This window comes from Marinobacter alexandrii (assembly GCA_039984955.1).
In the GTDB taxonomy this organism is placed as follows: domain Bacteria; phylum Bacteroidota; class Bacteroidia; order Cytophagales; family Cyclobacteriaceae; genus Ekhidna.
The window spans coordinates 2,762,797-2,788,701 of sequence record JBDWTN010000007.1; the positions used below are offsets into that span (position 1 = coordinate 2,762,797).

General features: G+C 37.7%; 17 protein-coding genes. 14 read left to right on the plus strand and 3 right to left on the minus strand.

All coding sequences use genetic code 11. The annotated features are described in order from the left end of the window. Positions 1–255: 255 nt before the first annotated feature. Both ABJQ32_18645 and ABJQ32_18650 read left to right on the plus strand, forming a co-directional pair. Positions 256–1,314 (plus strand): hypothetical protein, encoded by a 1,059-nt coding sequence (locus tag ABJQ32_18645; GenBank protein MEP5291682.1) that lies wholly within the window; start codon positions 256–258, stop codon positions 1,312–1,314. A gap of 171 nt (positions 1,315–1,485) precedes the next feature. Continuing rightward, positions 1,486–2,712 carry a hypothetical protein gene (locus ABJQ32_18650; protein MEP5291683.1) on the plus strand — a complete coding sequence of 409 codons (1,227 nt, stop codon included), beginning with the start codon at positions 1,486–1,488 and terminating at the stop codon, positions 2,710–2,712. Positions 2,713–3,012: 300 nt separating this feature from the next. Here the strand turns inward: ABJQ32_18650 and ABJQ32_18655 are convergent, their stop codons facing one another. Beyond that, positions 3,013–6,078, minus strand: a complete 3,066-nt coding sequence (locus ABJQ32_18655) for a CHAT domain-containing protein (GenBank protein ID MEP5291684.1) — start codon at positions 6,076–6,078, stop codon at positions 3,013–3,015. 174 nt (positions 6,079–6,252) lie between these two features. On the opposite strand from ABJQ32_18655, the gene ABJQ32_18660 reads away from it, so the two are divergent. From ABJQ32_18660 to ABJQ32_18695, 8 genes are all read left to right on the plus strand, one after another. Beyond that, the gene (locus tag ABJQ32_18660; GenBank protein MEP5291685.1) at positions 6,253–6,879 is read left to right on the plus strand and encodes a sigma-70 family RNA polymerase sigma factor; all 627 of its coding nucleotides are present in this window, start codon (positions 6,253–6,255) and stop codon (positions 6,877–6,879) included. Then, on the plus strand, positions 6,876–7,565 hold the full coding sequence (locus ABJQ32_18665) for a hypothetical protein (GenBank protein MEP5291686.1): 690 nt from the start codon (positions 6,876–6,878) through the stop codon (positions 7,563–7,565). Before ABJQ32_18660 ends, ABJQ32_18665 begins: the two co-directional genes overlap by 4 nt. A gap of 81 nt (positions 7,566–7,646) precedes the next feature. Next, on the plus strand, positions 7,647–9,155 hold the full coding sequence (gene atpD / locus ABJQ32_18670) for a F0F1 ATP synthase subunit beta (protein MEP5291687.1): 1,509 nt from the start codon (positions 7,647–7,649) through the stop codon (positions 9,153–9,155). Between the two features lie 18 nt (positions 9,156–9,173). Next, positions 9,174–9,425, plus strand: a complete 252-nt coding sequence (atpC, locus tag ABJQ32_18675) for an ATP synthase F1 subunit epsilon (protein ID MEP5291688.1) — start codon at positions 9,174–9,176, stop codon at positions 9,423–9,425. A 107-nt stretch (positions 9,426–9,532) separates the two neighbouring features. After that, positions 9,533–10,156 carry a sigma-70 family RNA polymerase sigma factor gene (locus tag ABJQ32_18680; GenBank protein ID MEP5291689.1) on the plus strand — a complete coding sequence of 208 codons (624 nt, stop codon included), beginning with the start codon at positions 9,533–9,535 and terminating at the stop codon, positions 10,154–10,156. Continuing rightward, a complete protein-coding gene (locus ABJQ32_18685) occupies positions 10,146–10,736 on the plus strand; it encodes a hypothetical protein (GenBank protein MEP5291690.1) in 591 nt (196 codons plus the stop codon). Before ABJQ32_18680 ends, ABJQ32_18685 begins: the two co-directional genes overlap by 11 nt. Further along, positions 10,720–11,757, plus strand: a complete 1,038-nt coding sequence (locus ABJQ32_18690; protein MEP5291691.1) for a hypothetical protein — start codon at positions 10,720–10,722, stop codon at positions 11,755–11,757. Before ABJQ32_18685 ends, ABJQ32_18690 begins: the two co-directional genes overlap by 17 nt. A 70-nt stretch (positions 11,758–11,827) precedes the next feature. Further along, positions 11,828–13,084 (plus strand): CHASE2 domain-containing protein, encoded by a 1,257-nt coding sequence (locus ABJQ32_18695; protein MEP5291692.1) that lies wholly within the window; start codon positions 11,828–11,830, stop codon positions 13,082–13,084. Here ABJQ32_18695 and ABJQ32_18700 read toward each other — a convergent pair. After that, on the minus strand, positions 13,056–13,667 hold the full coding sequence (locus ABJQ32_18700) for an aminotransferase class IV (protein MEP5291693.1): 612 nt from the start codon (positions 13,665–13,667) through the stop codon (positions 13,056–13,058). The two genes, ABJQ32_18695 and ABJQ32_18700, sit on opposite strands and share 29 nt — an antisense overlap. Positions 13,668–13,722: 55 nt before the next feature. Between ABJQ32_18700 and ABJQ32_18705 the strand changes: the two genes are divergently transcribed. Next, on the plus strand, positions 13,723–16,650 hold the full coding sequence (locus tag ABJQ32_18705) for a CHAT domain-containing tetratricopeptide repeat protein (GenBank protein MEP5291694.1): 2,928 nt from the start codon (positions 13,723–13,725) through the stop codon (positions 16,648–16,650). Between the two features lie 4 nt (positions 16,651–16,654). Here ABJQ32_18705 and ABJQ32_18710 read toward each other — a convergent pair whose 3' ends face one another. Next, positions 16,655–17,752: an acyl-CoA desaturase gene (locus tag ABJQ32_18710; protein MEP5291695.1), complete on the minus strand. Its 1,098-nt coding sequence runs from the start codon at positions 17,750–17,752 to the stop codon at positions 16,655–16,657. Between the two features lie 231 nt (positions 17,753–17,983). Between ABJQ32_18710 and ABJQ32_18715 the strand changes: the two genes are divergently transcribed. The 3 genes from ABJQ32_18715 to ABJQ32_18725 all read left to right on the plus strand — a co-directional run bounded on the left by ABJQ32_18715 (position 17,984) and on the right by ABJQ32_18725 (position 25,904). Next, complete coding sequence (locus ABJQ32_18715) at positions 17,984–21,238, plus strand: hypothetical protein (protein ID MEP5291696.1); 3,255 nt, start codon at positions 17,984–17,986, stop codon at positions 21,236–21,238. Positions 21,239–21,414: 176 nt separating this feature from the next. Next, positions 21,415–22,710, plus strand: a complete 1,296-nt coding sequence (locus ABJQ32_18720) for a hypothetical protein (GenBank protein ID MEP5291697.1) — start codon at positions 21,415–21,417, stop codon at positions 22,708–22,710. A 227-nt stretch (positions 22,711–22,937) separates the two neighbouring features. Continuing rightward, the gene (locus ABJQ32_18725; GenBank protein ID MEP5291698.1) at positions 22,938–25,904 is read left to right on the plus strand and encodes a TonB-dependent receptor; all 2,967 of its coding nucleotides are present in this window, start codon (positions 22,938–22,940) and stop codon (positions 25,902–25,904) included. The last annotated feature ends 1 nt before the right edge of the window (position 25,905 follow it).

Consider the following 25,905-nt stretch of genomic DNA (forward strand, 5'->3'; position numbering starts at 1 on the left):
TATTGCAAGTTGAGCAATCTTTAAAAGGGGCAAGCTCATGGCGTGAATGGCGCGATAAATTAAAGAGTGAACATTTCAACCCTTCTGAAGGATATGTTGATGAATTATTTGCGAACTGGCACTAGAATTTTAAGTTCAAACACCTTATTACTCAAGCCTCAATTAGGGAGTTTTTTTCTATCCTTCGGAACACATCTTTCTCTTCTGCAATAAATAAATGTTACGTCGCTTTTGACAGATTTCAACATCAATGTTATGAACAAAAAAACACTTATTATTTTATTATGCTCTATTTCGTTATCCCAAGTTTATGGTCAGCAATGGTCAGGCTCAAATAACACAAGTGATCTTATAAGTAGAACGGGTGAAGTTGAGACCGGTATTTTCACAGCTAAAAGATCAAGTTCACCTAATTTTAATTTTGTCAGGGATGACAATAGTATTACCAATGGGTCAGTTATTGGTCAGATTAATTTTAGAGGACCAAATCAATTTGGTGGTTTTATTGTGGCAAGGTCTGTTGGATCCTGGGGAAGCAATGTCAATCAAGCAGGAACTCAGCTAGAGTTTTGGACACAGGATAAAACTACCAATGCTAATCTCGAAAGTAGAATGCTAATTGATCATAATGGGAATGTAGGGATTGGTACAACCGATCCATTTGAAGGAACTACTAATTCAGGATTACAAATAAATAGCGGCAATCACAGTTCATTACTATTAGGAAATCCTGTTGATGGTAATTATGGAGGAATCGTACAGACTTCTGACTCTCGCCATCGGATATTTATTGGAGCTAATTTATATGACGATGAATCCAATAGTTGGAAAAGTTTTAAAGCAGGTAAGGGTAGTGCAGGGATTAGCATTATGGCAGATGAAGACAATTGGGGTACCTCAATCTCATTTTATGCCTCCGAAAGTGATAATGACCTTGAAAATAGATTAATAATAAAAGGAGATGGAAGTATAGGTATTGGTACAATAACCCCAACCGAAAAATTAGAAGTAAATGGAAATATTCGCACGCGAGAAATTACTGTCGAAGCATCTCCATGGCCGGATTATGTTTTTGAAGCTGGTTATGAGCTGAAATCGTTAAAAGAAGTTGCTTCTTTTATTAAAGAAAATGGCCACCTTCCTAATATACCCTCATCGAAAGAAGTAGAAGAAAATGGAGTAAAACTTGGTAAGATGAATGCTCTTTTGTTAGAAAAAATAGAAGAACTGATGCTGCATACAATCAAGCAACAGGAGCAAATAGATCAGCAAAATTCCATAATAAAGGAGCTTATTAAAAAAGATGAGCTGTAGGATGGTAAACTGATTTTTGTGCACTACGAGAAAGCAGAAAATTGGATGATGAATGTAGATGACTGAATCGAAAGACTGCCTATTTTAATAAAATTAATTTTTCATAAAACTGTTTTAGTTAGGAACAATAACTCCTTTACTGTAATCAACTAAAAAACAAACAGATACTATATGAAAAAGACACAAGTTTTTAAATCTCTAACCATCGTACTTTTAATAAGTTTTGCGGTGGCATGTAATCAGGATAGTGAGATAGTTCAAGTTGATTTTGAGGAATCAGAATCTAGCCTGAAACCCAAAGAACCTGAAATCCAGTTCTCGATAGATATTCCATATTTTCCCTGGGAGGTGCTACATGTCTTACAGCGTGAGTATTACCATAAAGGAAATAAGAATGTAAAAGAGGTCGAATACCTGGAAAACAGATTAATTCAACTATACCCAGAAAAGGCCTATAAAGGCATGTACACCTCTTTTCAAGATGAACTAGCAGCATATAAGGAAGAATATGCCCAATATCAGATACAGCTCTGCAAGTATCAGGAAAAAATGGGGATTAATTCTCATATAGAAGAATACCCTCCTGCTTCATTTGAATCAGTAGAGCAGTTCCGATCCATTGTAGAATTAAGTGATCATGAATTTGAAAAGCTTAAATCTTTGGAAGAACTAGCCACTGCCGAAACCTTGATGGAAAGAAAAGCGCTACCGTCTATAAAGCAACGAGTAGAGTCATCCGTTGTTTTTGCCGGTTTATCGGGAATAGGTACTGCTCTTGGATATGCGGGACACTTTGCTGGCCTTTCTCAAGATAGAGCGAATCAAAAAGCAGAAGAGTTTTATCGCAATTGGAACCAAGGTGAGAGAGGAGATGCCTTTAGACATGTTTTTGTAAGTATGCATCTGAGGAGATATTTAACTAAACTAGGCGCAAAGTTGATAATGGAGGAATATGAACGTCAAAATCCAAATTTGTATCCAGGAGATACAGAGATGGATCTACATAATAACATCGTTGGAAGAGATACACAATACAATACATTTAGAGGTTCCTACTTTAGCAGTTGGGAAACATGGGCGAGTAATGTGAGAAATTATATTAATGGAATACCTGAGAATGGATTACCTATGGATCAACTTGAAAATTGGAATGGGAGTACCACTCCCTCGAGTAAGGCAATCGCTGAGTCAGATATAACTGCGCAATTCCAAAGCGCATATCGATATGTATATTATGAAAAAACACGAAGCGTCAGTCTTTGTTATGGAGTTAATTGTATCCAAGGCTATAATTGCAATAACATAACTGGTCAGTGTGAATATGATCCGGGTTATAATAATTGCGTCAACTGTGGGCCTACAGAAGAGTGTATAAACAATATTTGTCGACCGTTTTAGATATTGTTCATCAATTGTGCTATGAATATTAGCACTTTGTGAAAAGTGAATTTTGCATTCATTGAGGTGTGATGGGACTTTACGTCGCATCACATTGTATATAACAGGGCAATTGCGCGCTAATGTTTAAACACCTTTTTTGAGCTTAATTTTTGACTTTCAAAAAATTAGTTAAATTATTAGACCTACCTCTACCCCTTCCAAAAGACGAATAAAGGCATTTTTTGAAAGTCAAAAATTTACATGCAATTGCCCTGTTGTTTATACTTGAAAGTTGTTTGGTAAAAATGTAGTTGTATTTTAACTAAATCTCCTATAAACAATAATGGAGATAAATAGTAGCATTAGGAAGCCAGTTGTAAATAACCATAATCTTTTCTTATTTGAAGTTAATGGATCAGGGTCTCCTACCAATACAAATCCACCCCAATAGTAGGGATGTGCTAGTGCTTCGTTTGCTTCTTTCAAGTAGTCTAGTTTTGCTTTTCTTAACGCTTCACTTTTGCTGAAGTCACTGCTTAGGTATTTGTAAAAAGCCTCCATCAATTTTGAAGTACTTAAGTCATTGACAGGCCATTGACTCATCAATACTGATTTCGCTCCTGCATAAAAAAAACTTAAAGCTAGACTGAGTGCTCCTTCACCTTTATTGATTTTTCCAACTCCGGTATTACAAGCACTTAAAACAACTACTTCTGAGTTCAAATCAAGCTGAATAACTTCATACGCATGTAGCAACCCATCGGATACAGGGTTTGCTTCACTTTTCGTAAGAAGAATTTTTGAGTTAAGAGGTTCTTTCGTGTTCACTAGACTGTGCGAAGCAATATGAATGATTCCGTATTCATCAGCATCTGATACCACCGACTCTTCAGTTGCCAGGGCACCAATAAATAGTTTTGTTGGAAAATATTTCTCAATGCTTCTCACTTCTTCCTGAGCATAGGGAAGCACGCTTAGCTCAGATCTTTCAGTTGCATTGAGACCAGCAATTTCTTCTTGATTGTTTGTGAATGTTGGGGCTAAAGCAAAAACTTTTTGATTGGTATTTACTGTTCTGCTTTTTAAGAAGTCAAGAAGTGTAAAAGAGTGAGCATATGTTACTTCATAGCTTTTGATTACATAAGAAAGGGATTTAAACGAATTTCCCTGCTTGTTGCTTACTAATGCTTCAAATGGGATTTTTGATAATTCGCCACTCGGAATAATAATCAGCTTTTCATAAGCTTTTTTTCTGAGGACGGGTTCAAGCAACTGATCGAATAGCGTATAAGCATCACTTTTATAGTCCAGAATAGCAGAATCAGTGTCAAGGCTTGCCGGGCTCATTTTTTGTAGGAAAGAATTTATCGAGGTGTATATTTCTTTTTTAGATACAAGTTTCTTAAAGGAATACTCGTTCCGATCCATTATGAGCGCATATATATATTCACTTCCTACTGAATAAGAAATGATAAGCTCTTTTTCATCAAGACCTTTTTGGATTTTGCTCGGATCCGATGGTCGCATATATCGATGTATTCCTAGAGATCCATCTTTTTTTAGTTGTTGCCTAAGCACATCTATTTTTGATTGAATTGCTAAAGCTTTTTTTCTTGAATTATCGGATTTTCCACTTTTGCTGGAATAAACCTTGCTGACATGATACCCTAAGTCATTTTCTAAATCATGGAGCTTTGAGATTTCCTGCAACTCATTCTTAACATTCCTTTTATTTTGTAAATGCTGATAAAGCGTAATGGCTTTATTTCTTTCTAGAAAATGATAGATATGACGAGCTTCAATAGAGTCATTTTTAGAATTTTTCTCACAATAAGTAATAGCGAAATTGTAAAAATTGCTAACCGAGTCGTTTAAACTCATTCTGTCATGATAGTTATTGTATGTGTAGCGTAAGTGATCTACTAGCGAGTCTCCCTCGAAAAGCAGTTTAAGCCCTTTCTCGATATTCAACCTTCCCCCTTTAAGAGCGTGAATTTCAGCAAGTTTCTTTAGGGATAGCATTTGATACCAGGGGTCTGATAATATTTGAAATCCCTGAACCCCAGCATGTCTGTTTAGATCAATAATGCCTTGTAAAGTTGATTCAGCAGAGTCCAGATTACCATTTTCTATCAATAAGTCGGCTCGTATCATCTCCAGCCCAAACCAATTACTACTACTTTTTCCGTGAGTGCTTTCTACAAATTCTTTTGATTCTTTCAGCAAAGACAAGGCTTTCGAATCATTTCCGTTTTTAAAGAGTATCTCAACCATTCTCTTAAATGACAATGGTATCATCACAGAATTAGGAACCTTTTCAGTTAAAAGATTCCTTGTTTTATCAAAATATTTAAGACTCTTGTCTAATTGGTTATTTCGATAAAGTACCTCAGCCTTGATGTAAGTGCCAGTAGCATTGAGGAATGGATTGAAAATGTCAGAGGAGTAATTGATAAATTGATCTATTGCCACTTCTGCTCCTATAAGCTGTCCGTCTTTCATGAGAACTTCGGCAAGCAATGCCAGTGACATAATATTATTCGGATGGGTAAGTGTTTTTGAACTTGCCATTTTTTTCACTTCTCCCTGAATAATATCTAACCCCTCTTGGACAGCCCCTATATATGCGAGTGAACTACCATACAATGCTCTCGGGTATCCAGATAGATGGTTTAGTTCATGGTCTTCACACAAATCAATCGCTTGCTTGAAACAGTTTTTTGCTTCATAATAATTGCCTCGTTCAATGTGGAGGTTTCCAATACTTACTCTCATTTCTAAGAGAGTAGCTGCTGTTACGTCTTTCTTCTGTTTGAATAATCTTTTTTCCTGTAAATCATAAAATATTTCAGCAGATTCAATGGCTGAATCCAGATGACCTTCGTCATATAAACTTATGGTCAGCAATTGCCTGATTCTAGCTTCCCATTCTTCAGGCTCAAGACTATTTCGTTTCAATAAGGATATAGCTTCCTGGAAATTAGCAATGGCAATCGCATAGTTTTTTCGTAAGTGTTCGATAGCTCCATCGTTGTAAAGAACCTGGTATTCAAACTGGTCTTTGAATTCAACTCCCGTTTCTATTAGTTCCCTGACTACCTTATTAGCCTTGATTGCTTGCTCAAGATCGTAAATCATCCAGTAACACTCAGATTCTCGAATTTTTGCCTCTAACGCAGGGATATGTTTGTTTTCATCTAGCGAAACTTGATAGATACTGCGATACATTAATGCAGCATCACGAAAATTTTTAGTTTGTTTCAGTTTTAGAGCTTGATCAAATTTCGTGTCAATTGGGGATTGAGAATAGACACCATTAATAATTGAAAAGGTGATTAATAGGAGGATTGTGATACGATATCGATTAATGATAGATGTGTTCAAAATATTTTGTGTGTTGAAAGAACAAGTCTAAATCTTAAATCCTTTACCTCAGTGCTCTACGATATAGATATTTCTATACTTTTTCGTAAGAAATGATTATAAATGCAGGAACATTATGCTGCTAAACTCAATAAATAGGAAAAGTCTATTTAGTTACGAAAAAAAATTAGGAAAGTGGCACGGGTATTGGTTTATTTGAACGGTTATAATCTCGAACCAAGCTATATAAAACCATTGACTGACTTAGTAAGAATTAGGAAGGGGGACCGTGGAATCATTGAGTCTATTTATGATGAGTGTTTTCCATCCATAGCTAACTGGATCAGGAAAAACTCGGGCACTGAAAAAGAGGCTGAGGATACTTTTCAAGACGCATTAGTTGTGCTTTTTCAGAAATCAAAAGACCCTGAGTTTGAAATTCATTGCAAACTTTCTACCTATGTCTTTGGAGTCGCTAAGAAGATGTGGTTACATAAGTTGAGAACCAGAAATCGCCATGTTTTTACAGATTTTACAGCAGAAGAAGAAATATCTCCTAAAGATGATGTTGAAGTAGATAAACTGGTTATAGACGCAGAAATTGACCAAGTTTACAAAAGAAACTTTGCAAAGCTGACAGAGGAGTGTCGAAAAATTCTAACTCATTTTTTTAATGGCCTCTCGATGAAAGAGATCGTCAACTTGATGGAGTTTAAATCTGATGGATTGGCCAGGAAAAGGAAATTTAATTGCAAGAATGAATTGATTAAATTAGTGAAGGCTGATCCTCTCTATGATGAACTGATAGAAAAGGAAATATGAAGGAAGAAGAAAACATATTGAGATTTCTTGAGGGTAAGATGGATGCAGCTGAGCAGGAAGCATTTGCACAGAGAATAACTCTTGAGGAAGAACTTAGAGAGTCAGTAGAGCATAGTCGAAAAATCAAAAATATATTGGATGAAGACACAATTGAGTTTTCAAACAACGTTCGATCAGTAATTGAGTCAAAAAGAAAGCCACAGTCTTTCAAGCCTTTATTAATAGCGGCTTCTATATCTGCGATTTTAGCTGTTTCAATCTATCTTCTATTTTTTGATACACTTTCAGTGGAAGAGAGAGCAGTGTCATATCTGGAGCCATACCCTGATGTAATTACAAGTCGAGCGGAAACGAATCCTCTTGACCTATCCTCATACAATTCAGGAAACTATGAGGTTGCTATAGAATCATTGGAAAATATATTTAATAAGGAAAAAGAGCCTGTTATTGCACTTTACCTGGGGGTTTCATATCTCATGATCAATGATGCAGAAAAGGCACTATCTATACTTCAATCAATGTCTTATCAAAATACGATATACAAATCTGATTTTGTTTGGTACCAATCACTTGCACTGATTAATCTTGGTCGCTATTCTGATGCAGAAAAGGCACTCAAAAATCTTCGAGGAGAATCTCAGTTTTATTCTGGGCGGGCAAGTAAGTTATTGGACGATTTAGAATAAGAAATCTCATTACTTTTCTAATTTTTCCTTTAATTTCGCACCAAATTTCAAACAACCCCATTTATATAACCACAAGAAATAATGGCAAATAAAGGTAAGGTAACCCAGATTATTGGCCCGGTAGTAGACGTGAGCTTTAGTGCTGAGGGATCAAAACTTCCAAACATCATGGACGCACTAAAAGTGACTCGTCCAGACGGGATAGAAGTTGTATTGGAAGTACAGCAGCATTTGGGTGAGGAATCAGTGAGAACCATCGCGATGGAAAGTACCGATGGTGTAAGCAGAGGAACAGAAGTGACTGACTTAGGATCTCCAATCAAGATGCCAATAGGTGAAGCAATCAAAGGTCGCCTTTTCAACGTAGTTGGAGAAGCTATCGATGGTATGGAGCAGCTAGACAATTCGAATGGCCTGCCAATCCACAGAGATGCACCTAAATTTGAAGATTTATCTACTGCAACTGAAGTACTTTTTACAGGTATCAAAGTGATTGATTTGATCGAGCCTTATGCTAAAGGAGGTAAGATTGGATTGTTCGGTGGTGCGGGTGTGGGTAAAACCGTATTAATTCAGGAATTGATTAACAACATCGCCAAAGGTCACGGAGGTCTATCTGTATTTGCAGGTGTTGGAGAAAGAACAAGAGAAGGAAATGATCTTCTTCGTGAGATGATTGAAGCTGGAATTGTTGATTACGGGGATGAATTCAAAGAATCAATGGAAGCAGGTGGATGGGACCTGTCCAAAGTAGATAGAGAAAAACTTAAGGGTTCTAAAGCAACATTTGTGTTCGGTCAGATGAACGAACCTCCAGGGGCCAGAGCTCGAGTAGCACTCTCTGGTTTGACTGTGGCAGAACACTATAGAGATGGAGATGGAGATGGAAAAGGTAAGGATATCCTTTTCTTCGTTGATAACATCTTCCGTTTTACTCAGGCGGGTTCTGAGGTGTCTGCACTCCTTGGTCGTATGCCATCAGCGGTAGGATATCAGCCAACATTAGCAACTGAGATGGGGTTAATGCAAGAACGTATTACCTCAACTAAACGAGGATCAATTACTTCCGTACAGGCGGTGTATGTACCTGCGGATGATTTAACAGATCCGGCTCCAGCAACAACGTTTTCCCACCTAGATGCAACAACCGTACTTTCAAGGAAAATTGCTGAGTTAGGAATTTATCCTGCAGTAGATCCATTGGATTCAACTTCTCGAATCTTGAGTGCAGATATTCTTGGTGATGAACACTATGATACAGCTCAAAGAGTAAAAGAAATCCTCCAACGATATAAGGAGCTTCAAGATATCATTGCAATCCTTGGAATGGATGAACTTTCTGATGAGGATAAAGAAGTAGTACACAGAGCAAGAAGAGTACAAAGATTCCTTTCTCAGCCTTTCCATGTGGCAGAGCAGTTCACAGGACTTCAAGGAGTTTTGGTAGACATCAAAGACACGATCAAAGGGTTTAATATGATTATGGATGGGGAATTAGATCACCTACCAGAAGCAGCGTTTAACCTTGTTGGTACGATCGAACAAGCAATTGAAAAAGGAGAGAAATTAATGGCTGAAGCTAACGCCTAAGTCAAACCATAAAATAGTATGTTTCTAGAAATAGTAACGCCAGACGAGAAGGTATTCGAAGGAGAAGTGACAAGCGCTTCTTTTCCTGGAAGTGATGGATCTTTTCAGATTCTAAACAATCATGCTCCAATGGTTTCAACGTTAGGCAAAGGCGACATTAGCTATCACCCCGAAAAGAAAGAAGAAGTTCGAATCTTAGTAGAAGGTGGAGTTGTTGAAGTAATGAATAACAAGGTGAATGTTCTCGTGGAGAAGATATTTAGCGAATAGTTATTCAATCTAAAATTTTGTAAAGCCATCCATTGAAAAGTGGATGGCTTTTTTGTTTAACAAGCTTTAACTCAAAGGACAATTCTATACTTCTTATCCTTAGTAGCTTGCTTTCTATTAAGTTGGCTCTTTTTAGAATTCAGACAACCATCTCAAGACGTTCTGCATTCTACTACCAAATGCTTCTTTTGAATACCAAAGATCTAATAGAAAAAAGTATATCCGGAGATCGGAAAGCACAGCAGCAACTCTACAAGAGATTGAGTGCCCCGATGATGGGCATTTGCCTTAGATACATGAAGGGCAAAGAAGATGCTGAAGATGTTCTGTTAGAGGGGTTTTATAAAGTGTTCAAGAATCTCAAAAAATTCACATATGAGAATGAGAAAGCATTTTTTGGATGGGTTAAAAGAATTATGGTTAATGAATCATTGATGAAGCTTCGGAAAAACAAGGATATCCAGATGCTTGCCATCAATGAAGATATAGACAAAGAAGTAGATATTTCACCATTGTCTACAATGCAAACTGCTGATTTGTTGAAAATGATACGATCCATTCCTTTGGGATATCGAACAGTATTTAATCTCTATGAAGTAGAGGGATATTCGCATCAGGAAATAAGCGAGCAATTGGGGGTATCTACTGGGACATCCAAATCCCAATTATTTAAAGCGAAGAAGCTCCTTCGCGAGATGTTGGACGGAAAAAATGAAGGTTATGGCTCTTAATCAATTATCTGAAAAATTAGATGCTATTTCTGAGGAAGACCTTGGATTTGAGTTGGGTAATGAAACATGGTTACGCATAGAAAACCGACTTGATGCCAAAAGTGGATATTCAAGATTTTGGATGGTAGCTGCATGCCTTTTATTATGTCTCACATTTATTCCAATTAAACTCCTTAAACAAACTAATGGGATAGATTATAATCAAACACTTGTTGAGGTTGTTGAAAGCCAACACATCGATATTGAGGTGCAAAATCAACATGCGTTTAGCAGCGATATTCAAGCAGAATCTCGGACAAAAGAATTTGAATCACTGGAAACGAGGAAAACTGAATTGGTCACATTGGCAGGCGTAAGTCAACCGAGACTAAATCTGAAACCAGTCGTCACGTTAAAAGAAACGAAACATAAGCCGAAGTTCTCGGTAAAAGATATTTCAATCATTCAGGCCAGTCTCGAGAGGCCATCGATTGAATCTGGTAGAACAGTATCCATACGAGCTCAATTGGAGGCCTCTACTTCTGAAGTAAAAGTCAATTATCAAGCTTTAAAAATTAAGCTCTATGAAAAAAATGAATAAAATTTCAATATCATTTATACTCCTTTTTAGCGGGCTCTATGCCACTGCACAACCTCAAGGAAATAGGTCATATCCCGATACACTTATTTTGAAAACAGATTCGCAAATAGAAATGACATTTGCTTTCTTCGAAATGAGGAATCATAAGGAGTATATGAAAAACGACCTTTGGAAATCTATTCTTGGGGCGATGGAATCGGCAGTACAGTCATCAACAAGAGATGAAGGTATTGAAGTCTCATACATGAAGGTAAAGCAGCAAGAAGAAGAGGTAGCAAAGATTGAAATAACCCCTTTGTTGAATACGGCGGATGTTTTCATCATAGAAAACAATGGAATGAAAGAATTGCTGTCAGATAGAATTCAATTCACAATTTATCAACGCGAAATATCCATCTCGTTTTCGGTCAATGATCTTAGCGAGTTGGAACAGATAAAGGAAATAAATATTGAAACAGTATGGGATCAGGTTGAACAAAAGTATAAAAATCAAGGTAGACGTAACCTGTACACTGGAAAAGGTATTATCAAATATGGCAATGCTAATATCGATCAGATAGCATCCAGATCGGAGGGCAATGATGCAATAGAATTATCCATGGGTATAGGTATGGGTTATTACAGAGATCGCTTTATTCCAGATCTAGGCTTCAAATTAGGATTTAATTTTCCAGATAGATTTGGAAATATTAAGGTTCAAACTGGGCTACTTTATACGCAACAGTACTTATTCTTTGGGAGTGAAGAAATAGCAACTTCAGAACCGGATGTCAATGGTTTTCTTACTGGTTTTTTCACATTACAATATGGTAGTGGAGGTAAGTTTGGAGGAGGCAATAAGGTAGGTGTCGGTTTAGGATATCTCATTCACTCGGAAGGTGATTTTTATGAAGGACATACATTTAAGATGTCTTTGTTTACGCAAAAAAGTGATTCAAGAATAAATTTCACACCGGAGCTAATTTTCACGAACAGTTTCAAACAAGCGTTCCCAGCTCTGAGGTTTGGCCTTAGTTTTTAGGTATATACAATTGGTAGACAGGGGATGATTTTTTGAAAGTTTTGACACAAGTTTTTCTTTCCTTTAAGGGATGAAAAGATTTATCCGAGACACCATCCTCTGTTCTCTATTCATATTTAGTATCATGGGCGTCTTCGCTTCTGTTACATTTTTCAAAGTTTTTGATCTGTTTGACCCAATAGGAGATATGTTCTCTGATTTTGAATTGACAGATATTGTATTCTCACAGCTAAGTGAAGATCCTATTGCTGACGAAAGAATAGTCATGGTCAATATTGGAACACTCAGCCGTGAAGGGATTGCGAGACAGATTGAGATCATTAAAAAATACAATCCACGTGTCATCGGCCTGGATGTAATGTTAGACCTTCAATTACCATTTGAAGAGGATAGTGCTCTTACCAGAGTATTAAGTGAAACTGAAAACATAATAGTAGGTGAAAAACTCATAGACTTCAACGATGAGCTTGATCATTTTGAACAAACGATTAAGCCAGAAAGCCACATCTCCGATCAAGCTTATTTAGGTTATGTGAATCTTATAACGAATGCTCGTACACAGGAAGACTTAAAAGTGTGTCGAGAATTTACACCATCCGAAGTAGTAGACGGTGAAACAAGGTATGCTTTTCCGGTAAGACTTGCATATGCGTACGACTCAATGAAAACTGAGCGATTTGTTACAAGAGATAATGATATAGAAGTGGTTAACTACAAGGGAAATATCATAAGCTTTTCATCAAGTAATTATGGGATGAAATACTTTGCTCTAGATGTGTACGATGTATTTGATGAGAATTTCACAGAAGACCTCTTTGCTGACAAGATTGTCATCATGTGTTTTATGGGTAAATATTTAGGAGATACTGAAACAACGGAAGATTTCTACTTTACTCCCATGAATGAAAATTATGTGGGTAAAGCCAAAAATGACATGTTTGGAGGTGTAATACATGCAAATATCATTTCGCAAATTTTGGATGATGACTACATCGATCAGATGTCACAGCATGCTGAAATTATTCTTGCAATTCTTTTCTGCTTAGTTAATGTATTCCTTTTCAAGATCATTTACGGTGCTATGCCCAAATGGTACGATGGTATAACTAAAATTTTTCAGCTTGTTGAAGTAATGGGCTTAGCTACTTTGATGATATTCCTACTGCTAAGTTTCAATTATAAAGCTGATTTTACATTAGCAATCATTGTTATAGCGTTATCTGGAGATTCGTTGGAAGTATATCATGGAGTAGTGAAAAACCTTTTTTCCAAAGAACGGAGAAAAGAGATATTCAAGGTCAATCGTCGTTTTTGGGAAAATGAATAGACGACACTGGTACCGTTAGCTCTTGAAGATCTAGCATCGCGTTGATTAAGCTAACCTTCTCAAAAGCAAAAAGATCTTCAATCCGGATAGAGACTTCCTTGATTCTTTTTTCTTGCAGAAGCTGAGTTCTTCTTACACCTTTCAAGAGCGGAGTGTTGGGGGTAAGCCAATCCGAACCATCCCAAAAAACCAAATTAAAGTAGGACCCATCAGTGATCATGTTATTGAAAGAAATAATGATGTCATCAGCCTTAGACCTTTTTTCTAACTCATTAATTTTACCTCGATCTTCATATTTCATGTTATAATCAAAAGGCCTTGACAGGACTACCTCTAATGTTTCAATTCTTTTAGGTAAATATTCTGCAAACTCAATGTCATATTCTGCATCTTCAGTATCCATATCATAGACGACACGGACTTTATATGACCCAGGCAGCTTTAGCTTAGGAAGTATTTGAGAAAGATTATGTGAATTGTTTTCAGGTGTACACACTTCAAATACCTGATTCATCCTTTTTTGATGAAAATCAAGATTGATGTATTGTCCATCTCTCAAAAGGATGCTCTCAATGAATCTCATAGTTTTCTGTCTCCTCGTAAAATTCTAACTTTATATCAAAATATTTCTAATCTCTATGAATCGATTCTTAATCGCAACCATTCTCATGACGCTATCAATAGCATCTTTTTCTCAAAACTTCTTTAAAAAACTAAAAGAAGCTGTCGAAGAGCAAGTCGAAGATGTTGATACTGAATCCTTGATCAACAAAGATGATCGAATGGCTGATTTTAGGCAAAAACAGCTCGTAAAAGATACATCAAACTATAACTATATTTTCTCGCAAGGCAATCGTGCTTCGTTCTTTGCAAATAGGGAGGGAAAGGAAAGCCTACTGCTAACATTTGCGAAAAATTATGAAGATGAGGAAGAAGGAGTAGAAGCGGTAGATCTTGAAATCTATGAGCAAGCCTTTGATTCCAACAGAGGGGGGGAGATGTCTATCTATGTGAATCAATCATTTGCGTATACAAGTTTTCTTGAGGCCTTAGGTCTTCTGACAAATGAACTAAGTTTCTCCGAGGTATTGCTGGATTCTGCATTTGTGATTACGGATTTAGTAGACATGGATACGTTGAACGTGCCAGAAAAATACGCTTTAGGCAAAACCGTGGCAAATATTTCAATACTTACCCACGCAGAAGGGAAGTACAATTTATCAGAAGAGTTAATCAAACAGACAACCAACTATTTTAGCGAAGAAATTGGGCTAAAAAGTATTGCACTTGCTTCGTTAAATAATAATCATGCAGTAATAGCCCAATCTCAAGGAAGGTACACAGAAGCAGAGAAGTATTTTGAAGAAGCAGAGAAGATCATTGGTAATAATGATCGAATAGGTTCTCTATCTCATGCAATTATCACAAGTAACAAAGCCCTGTTATATAACGAAATAGGACAATTTGAGGAAGCTAAATCTGCCATACAAAAAGCGATAGATATGGCTTCTGGGGAAATCAGGTCGAAAGGGAGAGATAATGTAAGCTTTCAAATCAATCAAGGATTGATTCATTATAGTGCTGGAGAATACGCAGTAGCTGAGAATATTTTCAGAAAAATCATTGAGTTGAAGGAAAAGAGGTTTGCTAAGAATCAAACAGATGTAGGAAATACAAAAAATTACTTAGCGGCTACATTGATGGAATCAGGAAATACAGATGAGGTAGAGCAACTTTTAAAAGACGCTCTTAGCATCTTCGAAAAAAAATATAATAGAGATCATCCGGCATACGTAAAGACAGAGCATAACCTTGCGAGATATCAATTGTTTGTGGGTAATCTAAGTGAAGCTGCGAGATTACTAGAAAGCGTAAATGCCAAATATGAAGACTTTTTTGGTGTCAAACATCCAGACTATCTGAGCTCGTTAGAAGACATGGCTGTAGTCTCATGGAAATCAGGAGACATCAGTCAAGCAACAAATAGATTCAACAGAGTAATATCTTCCAACCTACAACTAGTAGAGGACTACTTCGGGGCGATGAGTGAGTATGAGAAAGGACAGTACTGGGCGAAGGTGAGACCTTCTATCTTGAAGTACTATGCTTTTGCTGTAGAGAATGGAAAAAGCAACCCAGAATTACTTACCGAGATGTACAATATTCACCTAAAGACAAAAGGGATTTTATTGAGTGCATCTACCAAGGTTAGGGAGCAAATCTTAAATAGCAATGATGAAAAGTTAAAGTTGACTTACAATCAATGGGTTGAGTCAAAAGAGAATTTGATTCATTACTATTCCTTTTCTAAGGCACAGCTTACAGAGCTAGAAATTGATTTGCCAGCTCTTGAAGCCGAAGCAAATAGCTTAGAGAAAAAACTCAACCAACTTTCATCTTCGTTTGCTCAGTCAAATAAACTTCCATCTATTTCACTTACCGAGGTTAAGTCTAAACTTGGGTCTGCAGATGCGGCCATAGAGATAGTAGGATATCCTGTTTTTGATAGAAGCTTTACTGGTGGAAGGAAATACGCTTTTCTTATAGCGACTCTTGATTCAGTAAATCCAGAGGTAGTCGTAATTGATAATGGCCAGGATCTTGAAACTAAGTATGCCAAAGCATATTTAAACATGGTCAAGCTAAAGGCCCAGGATCGAATCACTTATGATAAGTTCTGGAGACCAGTTGATGAACAATTAAAGGGAAAAAAGAATATTCATCTTTCTCTAGATGGAGTCTATTTTCAGGTAAACATTGGAGCACTTCAGAGGCCAGACGGTTCTTTTGTGTCAGATGCATTGAATCTGAATTTGTATTCTAGCACGAGAGACCTAGTGAAATCTAAGAATACTGAATTTGCATCAAAAAAAGCTGACTTTTTTGGGTATCCTGATTTTGGTACCAAAGGATTGCTTGCTGCCTTACCGGGAACAAAGACTGAAATTGAAGCGGTAAGTCAAATCACTCGAACAAAAGGCTTTGCAACAAACACATATATGCAGAATCAAGCTACGGAAGAGAATTTTAAAAGAATTAGCTCTCCTTCTTTACTCCATATTGCAACTCATGGGTTCTTTTTGCCAGAGAGCAAAGCTTCAGGTGACAAGGTGTTTGGCGTAGAAGTAAATCAAGCCAAGGACAATCCGCTCTTACGTTCTGGTTTAATGCTTGCAAATGCTGAACAAACGATGGGAGAAGCAACGCAAGGAACAGAGGTTAACACATCTGATAATGGTGTACTTACGGCTTATGAGGTTATTACACTAGATTTAAAAGATACAGACTTAGTGGTATTAAGTGCATGTGAAACGGGACTCGGAGAAATCAAATCAGGGGAAGGCGTATACGGATTACAGCGTGCTTTTCAGGTAGCAGGGGCAGAATCTGTTATCATGAGTTTATGGAAAGTAAGTGACGAGGCTACCATGCAATTGATGACAAGCTTCTATAAAGAATGGATGGGAGGAAAGAGAAGGGAAGAAGCCTTCTTTGCTGCGCAGAAAACGTTGCGCGAATCATTTCCTGAACCGTACTATTGGGGAGCTTTTGTGATGTTGAATTGAAGATCTAGGCTACCTGTACTTGTAAATCTTTTGCACTACCCATTTCTTTCATGTGCTTGAAATGACTAGTTACAGCAGCTCCAAATGATGGGAAAGCATAATAAGGCAGATCGAACTCTTTCACAGTTTGTTGCACAAATTTGGAAATCTCTGGATAGTGTACATGACAAACATCAGGAAATAAATGGTGCTCTATTTGATAATTTAGGCCACCCAAAAACCATGAAAGGACTTTATTATCCATTCCATAGTTGCACGTAGTTCTGAGTTGATGCACAACCCAGCTATGCTTCATATGTTCAGATTCAGCTTCAAAAAACTCTGCAGGCTCAACCACATGTGCAGTTTGAAAAATCATGGCTAGCATGATCCCGGTAATGCAGTGGGATCCAAAGATCATTAAGATGGTTATCCATGCAGGAATAGGAATTAGCATCACAGGAAGTACCAAAAAGACTGCCCAATAGAAAGCTTTTCTTAAAACAATCTTTGCAAACTCTTTAGGAAAATCTACTTTCTTAATCAGACCTTCTCGTCTGTAATCAAAAGCCTTAATAAAGTCTTTTGTTGTGATCCACTCAAGTAACGGTACACAGTAGAAGATAGGAGCGTATATGTGTTGAAATCTGTGAAACCATTTGTGAGGTTGATTTTTGGAATATCTAAAAACAAACCTTGGTAAGATGTCCTCGTCTGTTTCTTCTATGTTCGTATAGGTGTGGTGAAGCACATTATGCTGGATGTGCCAAATCAGTCGGTCCACTCCGACAATTGCTGCAGAGAATTCCATAACGGAATTCATTGATTTCTTTTTAAAATATGATCCATGGATTGAGTCATGCATGATGGTGGTTCCAATGAAAGCTTTGCCTATTCCCATGATCATCCAAAGACCCATCAGCAATGGTAAGTTTGTAAATCCTAATGAAATCATTAAGAAATAGGGGATTAAGTACATGGATAAGATCAAAAAGGTCTTAACGATCATTCTGTTGTTTGCATCACGTTGGATTTTATTATCCTGAAAATAGGCGTTTACCCGTGTACGCATTACAGCAGCAAACTCTTTGTCAAGTTTGTTTTCAAATTTGTATCTGATCATGCTCCTATTGTTTCATTTTCAACTTAACACCCCCAAAGCGGCAATGTTTTATTGCGGCCGCAAAGTTACTAACAAAAGACTTGAGCCCAAATTAAGTACATCGTAGAATGGGTATGCTCGGACGAGTTTTAGCTTGATAAGCCACTCTTGTTACAAAGAAACCTTTCATGGATAGGTTAATTTCTTTCGGTCAATCTTCATTAAATTAGAAGAAACCTAAACCTTAAAAATATGAATCGTTCTATTCTCACCCTTTTGTCTTTAGTAATGTTGGTAATAGGCTTTCGCGTAGATGCACAACGAAGAAAATCAACTAGCACAAACCCAGACCCGATAGATTCAAAGCTATTCTCCAATTTCAAATTCCGAAATATAGGACCAGCCTTCATGTCCGGGAGAATAGCTGATTTAGCAATTGATCCCACAAATGAAAATGTGTGGTACGTGGCTGTGGGGTCAGGAGGGGTTTGGAAGACGACTAATGCAGGAACCACCTTCAAGCCGGTTTTTGATGATCAATCAGTCTATTCAATTGGTTGTGTCACGTTAGATCCCAGTAATCCTTATACTGTATGGGTTGGGACGGGCGAGAATGTAGGAGGCAGGCATATGAGCTTCGGTGATGGCATTTATCGAAGTACAAATGGGGGTGCTAGCTGGACAAATATGGGATTGAAAGATTCTGAGCATATCTCAAAGATTATTGTTCATCCAGATAATTCTGATGTGATTATGGTGGCATCACAAGGGCCACTATGGAGTAAAGGAGGAGATCGCGGATTTTTTAAATCCATAGATGGAGGAAAATCTTGGAAAAAAACTTTAGGAGATGATGAGTTTACGGGAGTGACAGATATGGTTCATGACCCTCGTGATCCTAATCGTATATATGCTGTGACTTGGGAGCATCATAGAACCATTGCAGCCTGGATGGGCGGTGGCGAAAAGTCTAGACTTTATGTTAGTGATGATGCTGGAGATTCCTGGACTCAATTAAAGACAGGCCTACCTGAAGGTAAATGGGGTAAAACAGGTTTAGCTATTTCTCCAATTAATCCTGATGTATTGTATGCAGCAATTGAGCTGAATAGAACGACTGGTGGTGTTTGGAGGTCTGACAATCGTGGAGGAAGTTGGACGAAAATGTCAGATGCTGTAGCTGGAGCTACAGGGCCTCATTACTATCAAGAAATTTATGCTTCTCCTCACAAATTCGACCGATTATATATGATGAATAATCGATTGATGAAATCGGAAGACGGAGGTAAGACATTTGAAAATATGGATGAAACGGCTAAGCATGGCGATAATCATGCAATTGCGTTTAAAGCCTCAGACCCCAATTATATATTGGTTGGTACAGATGGAGGTGTTTATGAAACGTTTGATCTGGGTGTAAGCTGGAGATACATGGAAAACCTGCCAATCACGCAGTTTTACAAAGTAGCTGTAGATGATGCCGAACCTTTCTATAATGTCTATGGAGGGACGCAGGATAATAGCACCCAGGGAGGACCATCCAGAACAGATAATCATCACGGAATACGAAATGCAGACTGGAAAGTAGTATTGAACTGGGATGGCCATCAGCCTGCTACAGAACCAGGGAATCCGAATATCATGTATGGTCAACGCCAACAAGGGACACTTTCAAGAATGGATTTGGCCACAGGTGAAGTAACAGATGTAATGCCCCAACCCGCAGCTGACGAAGACTATGAGCGATACAATTGGGATGCACCTATTCTTGTTTCGCCGCATGATCCTGCTACAATCTATCACGGATCACAGAGGCTGTGGAAGTCGACTAATCGCGGAGATAGCTGGACTTCTTTGTCTGGAGATTTAACTCGTGATCAAGAACGAGTGACATTGCCAATTATGGGACGCACGCAGAGCTGGGATTCTCCTTGGGATGTTGGGGCTATGTCTAATTTTAATACCATCACCTCTATTGCAGTTTCACCTCAGAATGAACAAGTTATTTTCATCGGGACAGACGATGGATTGATTCAAGTAACGGAGAATGAAGGGCAATCGTGGAAACAAATAGAAGTGAGTGCAATGGGTGTTCCTTCCAGATGTTATGTGAATGATGTTAAGGCAGATCTTTTTGATGAAAACACATTGTATGCTGCTTTAGACAATCATAAAGAGGGAGACTATCGGCCATACTTGATAAAGAGTACGAATAAAGGGGCTAGTTGGACAAGGATTGAGAATGGTCTGGGGAGCAAGAATTTGGTTTGGAGAATTGTACAAGATCATGTGAATAAGGACTTGATGTTTGCGGGAACGGAGTTTGGTGTTTACGTAACTGTAGATGGAGGTGAGAGTTGGACAGAAATGTCTGCAGGAATACCAACCATTTCGTTTAGAGATCTTGCTATTCAGCGGAGGGAAAATGATTTAGTTGCGGCCTCATTTGGAAGAGGGTTTTATGTCTTGGATGATTACAGCGCATTGAGAAATGTGAATAAAAATCAAATTAGCGAGACCGCCACTTTGTTTGAACCTCGAAAAGCATGGTGGTATATTGAACGATCAACGATTGATTTTGATGATGCCAGAGGTTCTCAAGGGTCACAATTGTACGTAGCACCCAACCCGGATTTCGGAGCTGTTTTTACATACTACCTGAAAGATGAAATCAAAAGCCTAGAAAGCCAGCGTCAGGCGAGAGAGAAGGGACAAAAAGGAAACATCTCTTTCCCTGGATGGGATGCGCTTGAAGATGAAACAAGAGAATGGAAACCTTTCGTGTATCTAGAAATTAAAGATCAAGGAGGTAATCTGGTCAATCGAGTGCAAGCAGAAAATAAGAAAGGTTTTAATCGTGTGGCATGGAATCTTAGAGTAGGAGGCACTCAAGCTTTAACATTGGATGGAGGAACGGGAAACCTGACTGGATTCTTATGTGCTCCTGGAACATATACTGTGACATTAAACAAATACGAGCAAGGTAGTTTTTCACAACTTGCAGATCCGGTTAATATAGAAGTAGCTCCATTGAGAAAAGGTACTTTAGATGGTAGCCCAATGAACGAAGTGGTCGCATTCTGGAGAACATACGAAGACCTAAGTAGAGATGTAAGTATGCTTGCTGTTCAGTTGTCAAATGCACAAAAGATGGCAAGTAAACTTTTTGTAGCAGCCAATAAAGCAAATGTTGGAAATGATCTACTAAATGAAATCATGAATTTGAAAAATGAACTTGATGAACTTGACACTGAACTTAATGGTCATCCAGCCAAGAATCAGATTGGAGAGAAAAGCAAGCCTAATATCGGTGGAAGGCTTTTTGCGTTGAATAGAGGTATTTCTTTATCAGCCTATGGTCCAACGGATACACACAAAGAGACTATGAATATTATTAAAGATCAATGGAATAAGATGAACGATAAGTTGGAAGCCCAACGAGAAAAATCGTTAAGTATCAGAGATCAAATAAAAGTAGCAGGCGGGTCTTGGGTAGAAGGATATTAACAATGAGATTGAGATCAGAGATAGCATTTGCTAATATCTAGTTCTCAATTTGTTCATATATTTTTATCAAATAGATTGATTGTGTGGATGTTAATCTTGATATATTGAGGCATCTACATCGATCCGAAATTGATTTAAAACATAAGTAAGGATTGTTTTAGGTTAATACCGTTTATATGAAACTTTTGCCAAAAACTATTAAAATACTGTTATTCTCAACTGTATTTTTTAGTTATAAATGTTTTTCGCAGACAACTAATGAGGAGGATAATAATGTAATCCTTCTAAGAGAAGCTTCTTGGCTTTATTACGATAGCATAATGCCTGATAATGAACCATGGTTTAGTGACTTTAACGAGGAGCTCAACTGGAAAACAGGCTATGCAGAATTCGGATATGGAGATGGAGATGAGACTACAGTCATTGGCTATGGTGGAGATGAGGAGAATAAATACCTTACTTCTTACTTCTACAAAGTTTTCGAAGTGGAAGAACCAGAAGCTTACATAGGCTACCTCTTAAATGTTGTGGTTGATGATGGAGCTGCTATTTACCTCAATGGAAATGAAATTTGGCGCATTAATCTTCCTGAAGGTAGAGTCACTGATGGCACAACAGCGGAGGTCAGAGTATCAAAAGAAGGTGAAGAGAAGATTCACGTTTTTGTTTTGGAAACAGAACTATTGAAAAAAGGAAAAAATGTACTTGCAGTTTCAGTTCATCAGAAAGACAGTGATACATCTGATTGTAGTTTTTCCTTAGAATTAGTGGGAGCAAAAGATGCCAAACAAGTACATCAAATATTGAAAAATGAAGGTGCTAAGCTGGATGAAAAACTTGATGACCTGATAGCGGAATTATCTCTAAGAGATAAAGAAATAGAATTGCAAGTTAAGGATCAGGAACTTGAATTAAACAGGTTATATGTAAATAGCATAATAGGAGTAATATCAGTTATTCTCGTTATTGGACTAATTTTTTGGTACAGTCAAACGAAAAGAAATAAAAATATTGCAGAAAATAACGAGGCTTTAAAACATGAGTTAATAAATAAGAATAGAGAACTTATTAACCTGAGTATGGAGCAGTTAAACAAAAATCGTTTTATCCATGATCTTGAAAGTGACCTTAGCAATTTAGAAGAAGGGGAAGGCTCAGGCCATCTTGTTACTCAACTGAAGCACAAACTTTCAAGCTATTCTATTAGGGATAAAGAATGGGAAAATTTGCAGTTGCATTTTGAAAATGTTCATTCTGATTACTTCAAGAAACTTAGACATGACTTTCCAATGTTGACTTCTTCAGAACTGCGTTTGTGTGGATACATTAAACTCCAATTAACCACTAAGGAAATAGCAAGCATGCTCTATGTTGAGCCCAAGTCTGTTCAGACAAGTCGGTATCGACTTAAAAAGAAACTAAATCTTCCAAAAGGAGAAGACTTAGTTCAGTTCCTTTCAAGCTATTACTAACAATAGAGACTCTAATGAAACAAATGTATCGATCTATATTTTAATCTAAATAATACTATTTAAATAAAAAACATGGCTATTTAATGCTGGTGGTAGATTTGTAGTATGCAATTGCTCCTTTTGAGGAACTTATGTAGTATGTACATTTTCTTCATTTTCCTTATTTAAATTCAATTTTTGTTCGCATCAATTAGCACTTAGCTATTAACCACAAATAATGCGAGCATATGAAAAAACTTTATCGATGGTGGATTCAAACAGTTTTGTTACTCTCCATTTCTACGGCTTTTGCACAAAGTAAAATTATAGAAGGAGCTGTTACAGCTACCGATGGTGAACCACTCTTAGGTGTTACTATTCTAGTAAAAGGGACAGCAATAGGTACTACATCTGACATAGACGGAAATTACCGTGTTAGTGTTCCAGACAGCATGGATATTCTGGTGTATTCATATACCGGATTCGAAACACAAGAATTTAATATCTCTAATCAAACATTTATCAATGTTGAATTAAGAGAAGACATAGCTGCCCTATCTGAGGTAGTAGTTGTAGGATATTCAGAAAGAGACTCTAGAAAACTTACATCTTCAATTGCCACAGTGAAAGGCTCCAAGATCGAGCAGGTTCCAATGGCTACTTTCGATAATATTCTTCAAGGTGCAGCACCTGGATTACTAGTTCAGTCAGGAACTGGCCAGCCTGGAAGAGCAGCAGAAGTTACTATTCGAGGAATAAAGTCCATTAATTCTTCATCGGCTCCACTCTATATTATTGACGGATTACCTATTACATCTGGTGACTTTGCCGCCATTAACCCCAATGATATTGAGTCGGTAAGTATCTTAAAAGATGCAGCAGCTACTGCCATTTATGGTTCAAGAGGTGCATCAGGAGTAATAGTCATTACGACTAAATCAGGTGAAAAGGGAAGAGCAAAAATTCAATACAGTGCACAGTTTGGGATTTCCCCCAAACCTGAATATAACGCTGGATTGAGACCTTTGACGTCTGCTCAGCTTATTGATTTACAACACGAGATTGGCATAGGAGCAACTGTTGGATTACCTCAGGAGCAGCTTGATTCGCTGAAAAACATAAATACAGATTGGCTTGATGTCACCACACAAGATGCAATCACTCAATCTCATGAAATTAGCGTTTCAGGAGGCAATGATCAAACAAGATTTTATATCTCAGGAGCTTATTTTTCACAGGAAGGAACGAGCATTCGATCTAAGCTTGATCGATATTCTCTTCGAACAAAAGTTGATCATTCAGTCGGTAATTTTAGCATTGGATCTAACCTTTACTTAGGCTACACAGACACTCAAGACAGTGAGAGTGAGGGAACTTTCGGAAGATCTAATCCATTTTACACAAGCATAAGAGGTAATCCTTACGACTATGCGTTTAACCCAATCACAGGTGATTTTGCATTACCTCTGGATATTGGAGCGTCTAGTACATATAACATTCTGGAGAGGATTCGTACCAATGATGAGGATCGTACAATAGAAAAGATTAACGCAAGTCTGAAATTAAAATATGACATGCCTTTCTTGGAAGGTTTAAGCGTATCAACATTTTGGGGTGCAGATTATAGCCGCCGGGATAACATTGATTTCATCGATCCGAATTCTTTTTCGGCGACATTAAGAGACCCTGGTGACCAACTAGCTCAGGGAAGACTTTCACAAAGCTTTGCAAAAAGAGCTCGTTTTACCGGGACCAGTTCTATTCAATATGATTTTGACATCACTGAAGATCATACATTCAATGTTGCACTTTATCACGAATATGTCTACTTCAATGGTCAGTCTACCAATTTAGAGGTATTTGGTTTTGATCAAATCGAAACTATAGCAGGAGCTACAGAAGGTACAGATAGTAATAGCTTCATTCCAGAATTTGGAGGAGGTAAAAGTGAGACAGCTTTACTGTCTTACTTTGGAACTCTTGATTATTCATACTTAGGTAGATACAACTTTACTGCTGGCATCAGGCGTGATGGATCATCGGACTTTGGTGCTAATAATAGATATGGTAATTTTTATTCTACGGGCATTGGATGGATCATTTCTGAAGAAAGATTTATGTCATCCGCTCGCTTTATCAATTTTGCGAAGCTTCGATCAAGCTTTGGAACGGTAGGGAAGCGGATAACTGGAAATTCTGCCAGAGCTATCTATTTCGGAACGCAGTATAATGGACAAAATGGCCTAGCGTCTAATTTTGCAAACCCTGATTTGAAATGGGAGGAAACTGAGAAATTTAACATTGGGTTTGACCTGATTGTCTTTGATAATTTTCTCACATTAAATGTAGACTGGTATAATGAGGAAACCAGAAATCTCTTAATCAATGCTCCGCTTTCAAGAACAACTGGATTTAGTTCCCAAAGTAGAAATAATGGAAGTATACGCAACAGAGGTATTGAGGTAAGCTTATCTACCAATAACATAAGAAGCAAAAACTTTCAATGGACTACCAACTTCAACATAGCAAGAAATAGAGGGGTGGTTTTAGAACTACCTGGTGGAGAGAGTTTCAAGTTAGGGGACTTTCTTTATGAAGAAGGGAAGGAGATACGAGTTTTCAATCTGGTAAGACGTGCAGGCATAAATCCAGCCAATGGGACGACACTTTGGTATGATAGGAACGGTAACCTGACGGATGTATATGATGAGGCAGACGCAGTAAACATTGCTAGAAACTCTCCTGATTTTTTTGGAGGACTTACCAATACCTTTTCTTATAAAGGATTGGAGTTGAGAGTGTTTCTTACTTACGCTCAAGGTCAACACATATTTAACACTGCCAGGACGTCTCTGGATAATCCTACCAAGATATCGAGAGGTAGCGTCTCGACCAATGCCTTAAGATTTTGGCGAGAACCAGGGGACATTACAGATCTGCCTGATCCTTCAAAAGAAACCACTTATAGGTTTGATTCTGGGTGGCTCGAAGACGCCTCATTTGTGAGATTAAGGAATGTGGTACTTTCTTATAACCTGCCATCGTCTATCACTGAAAAATTGAATATTACCAATTTCAGAATGTTCATCCAGGGGCAGAACTTATATACACTCACAACATTCTCAGGTCTGGATCCTGAAAATTCCAGTTCAGACTATAGAGCTGATTATCCAGCTTTAACGACTTATACCGTAGGTTTTGATGTGAAATTTTGAT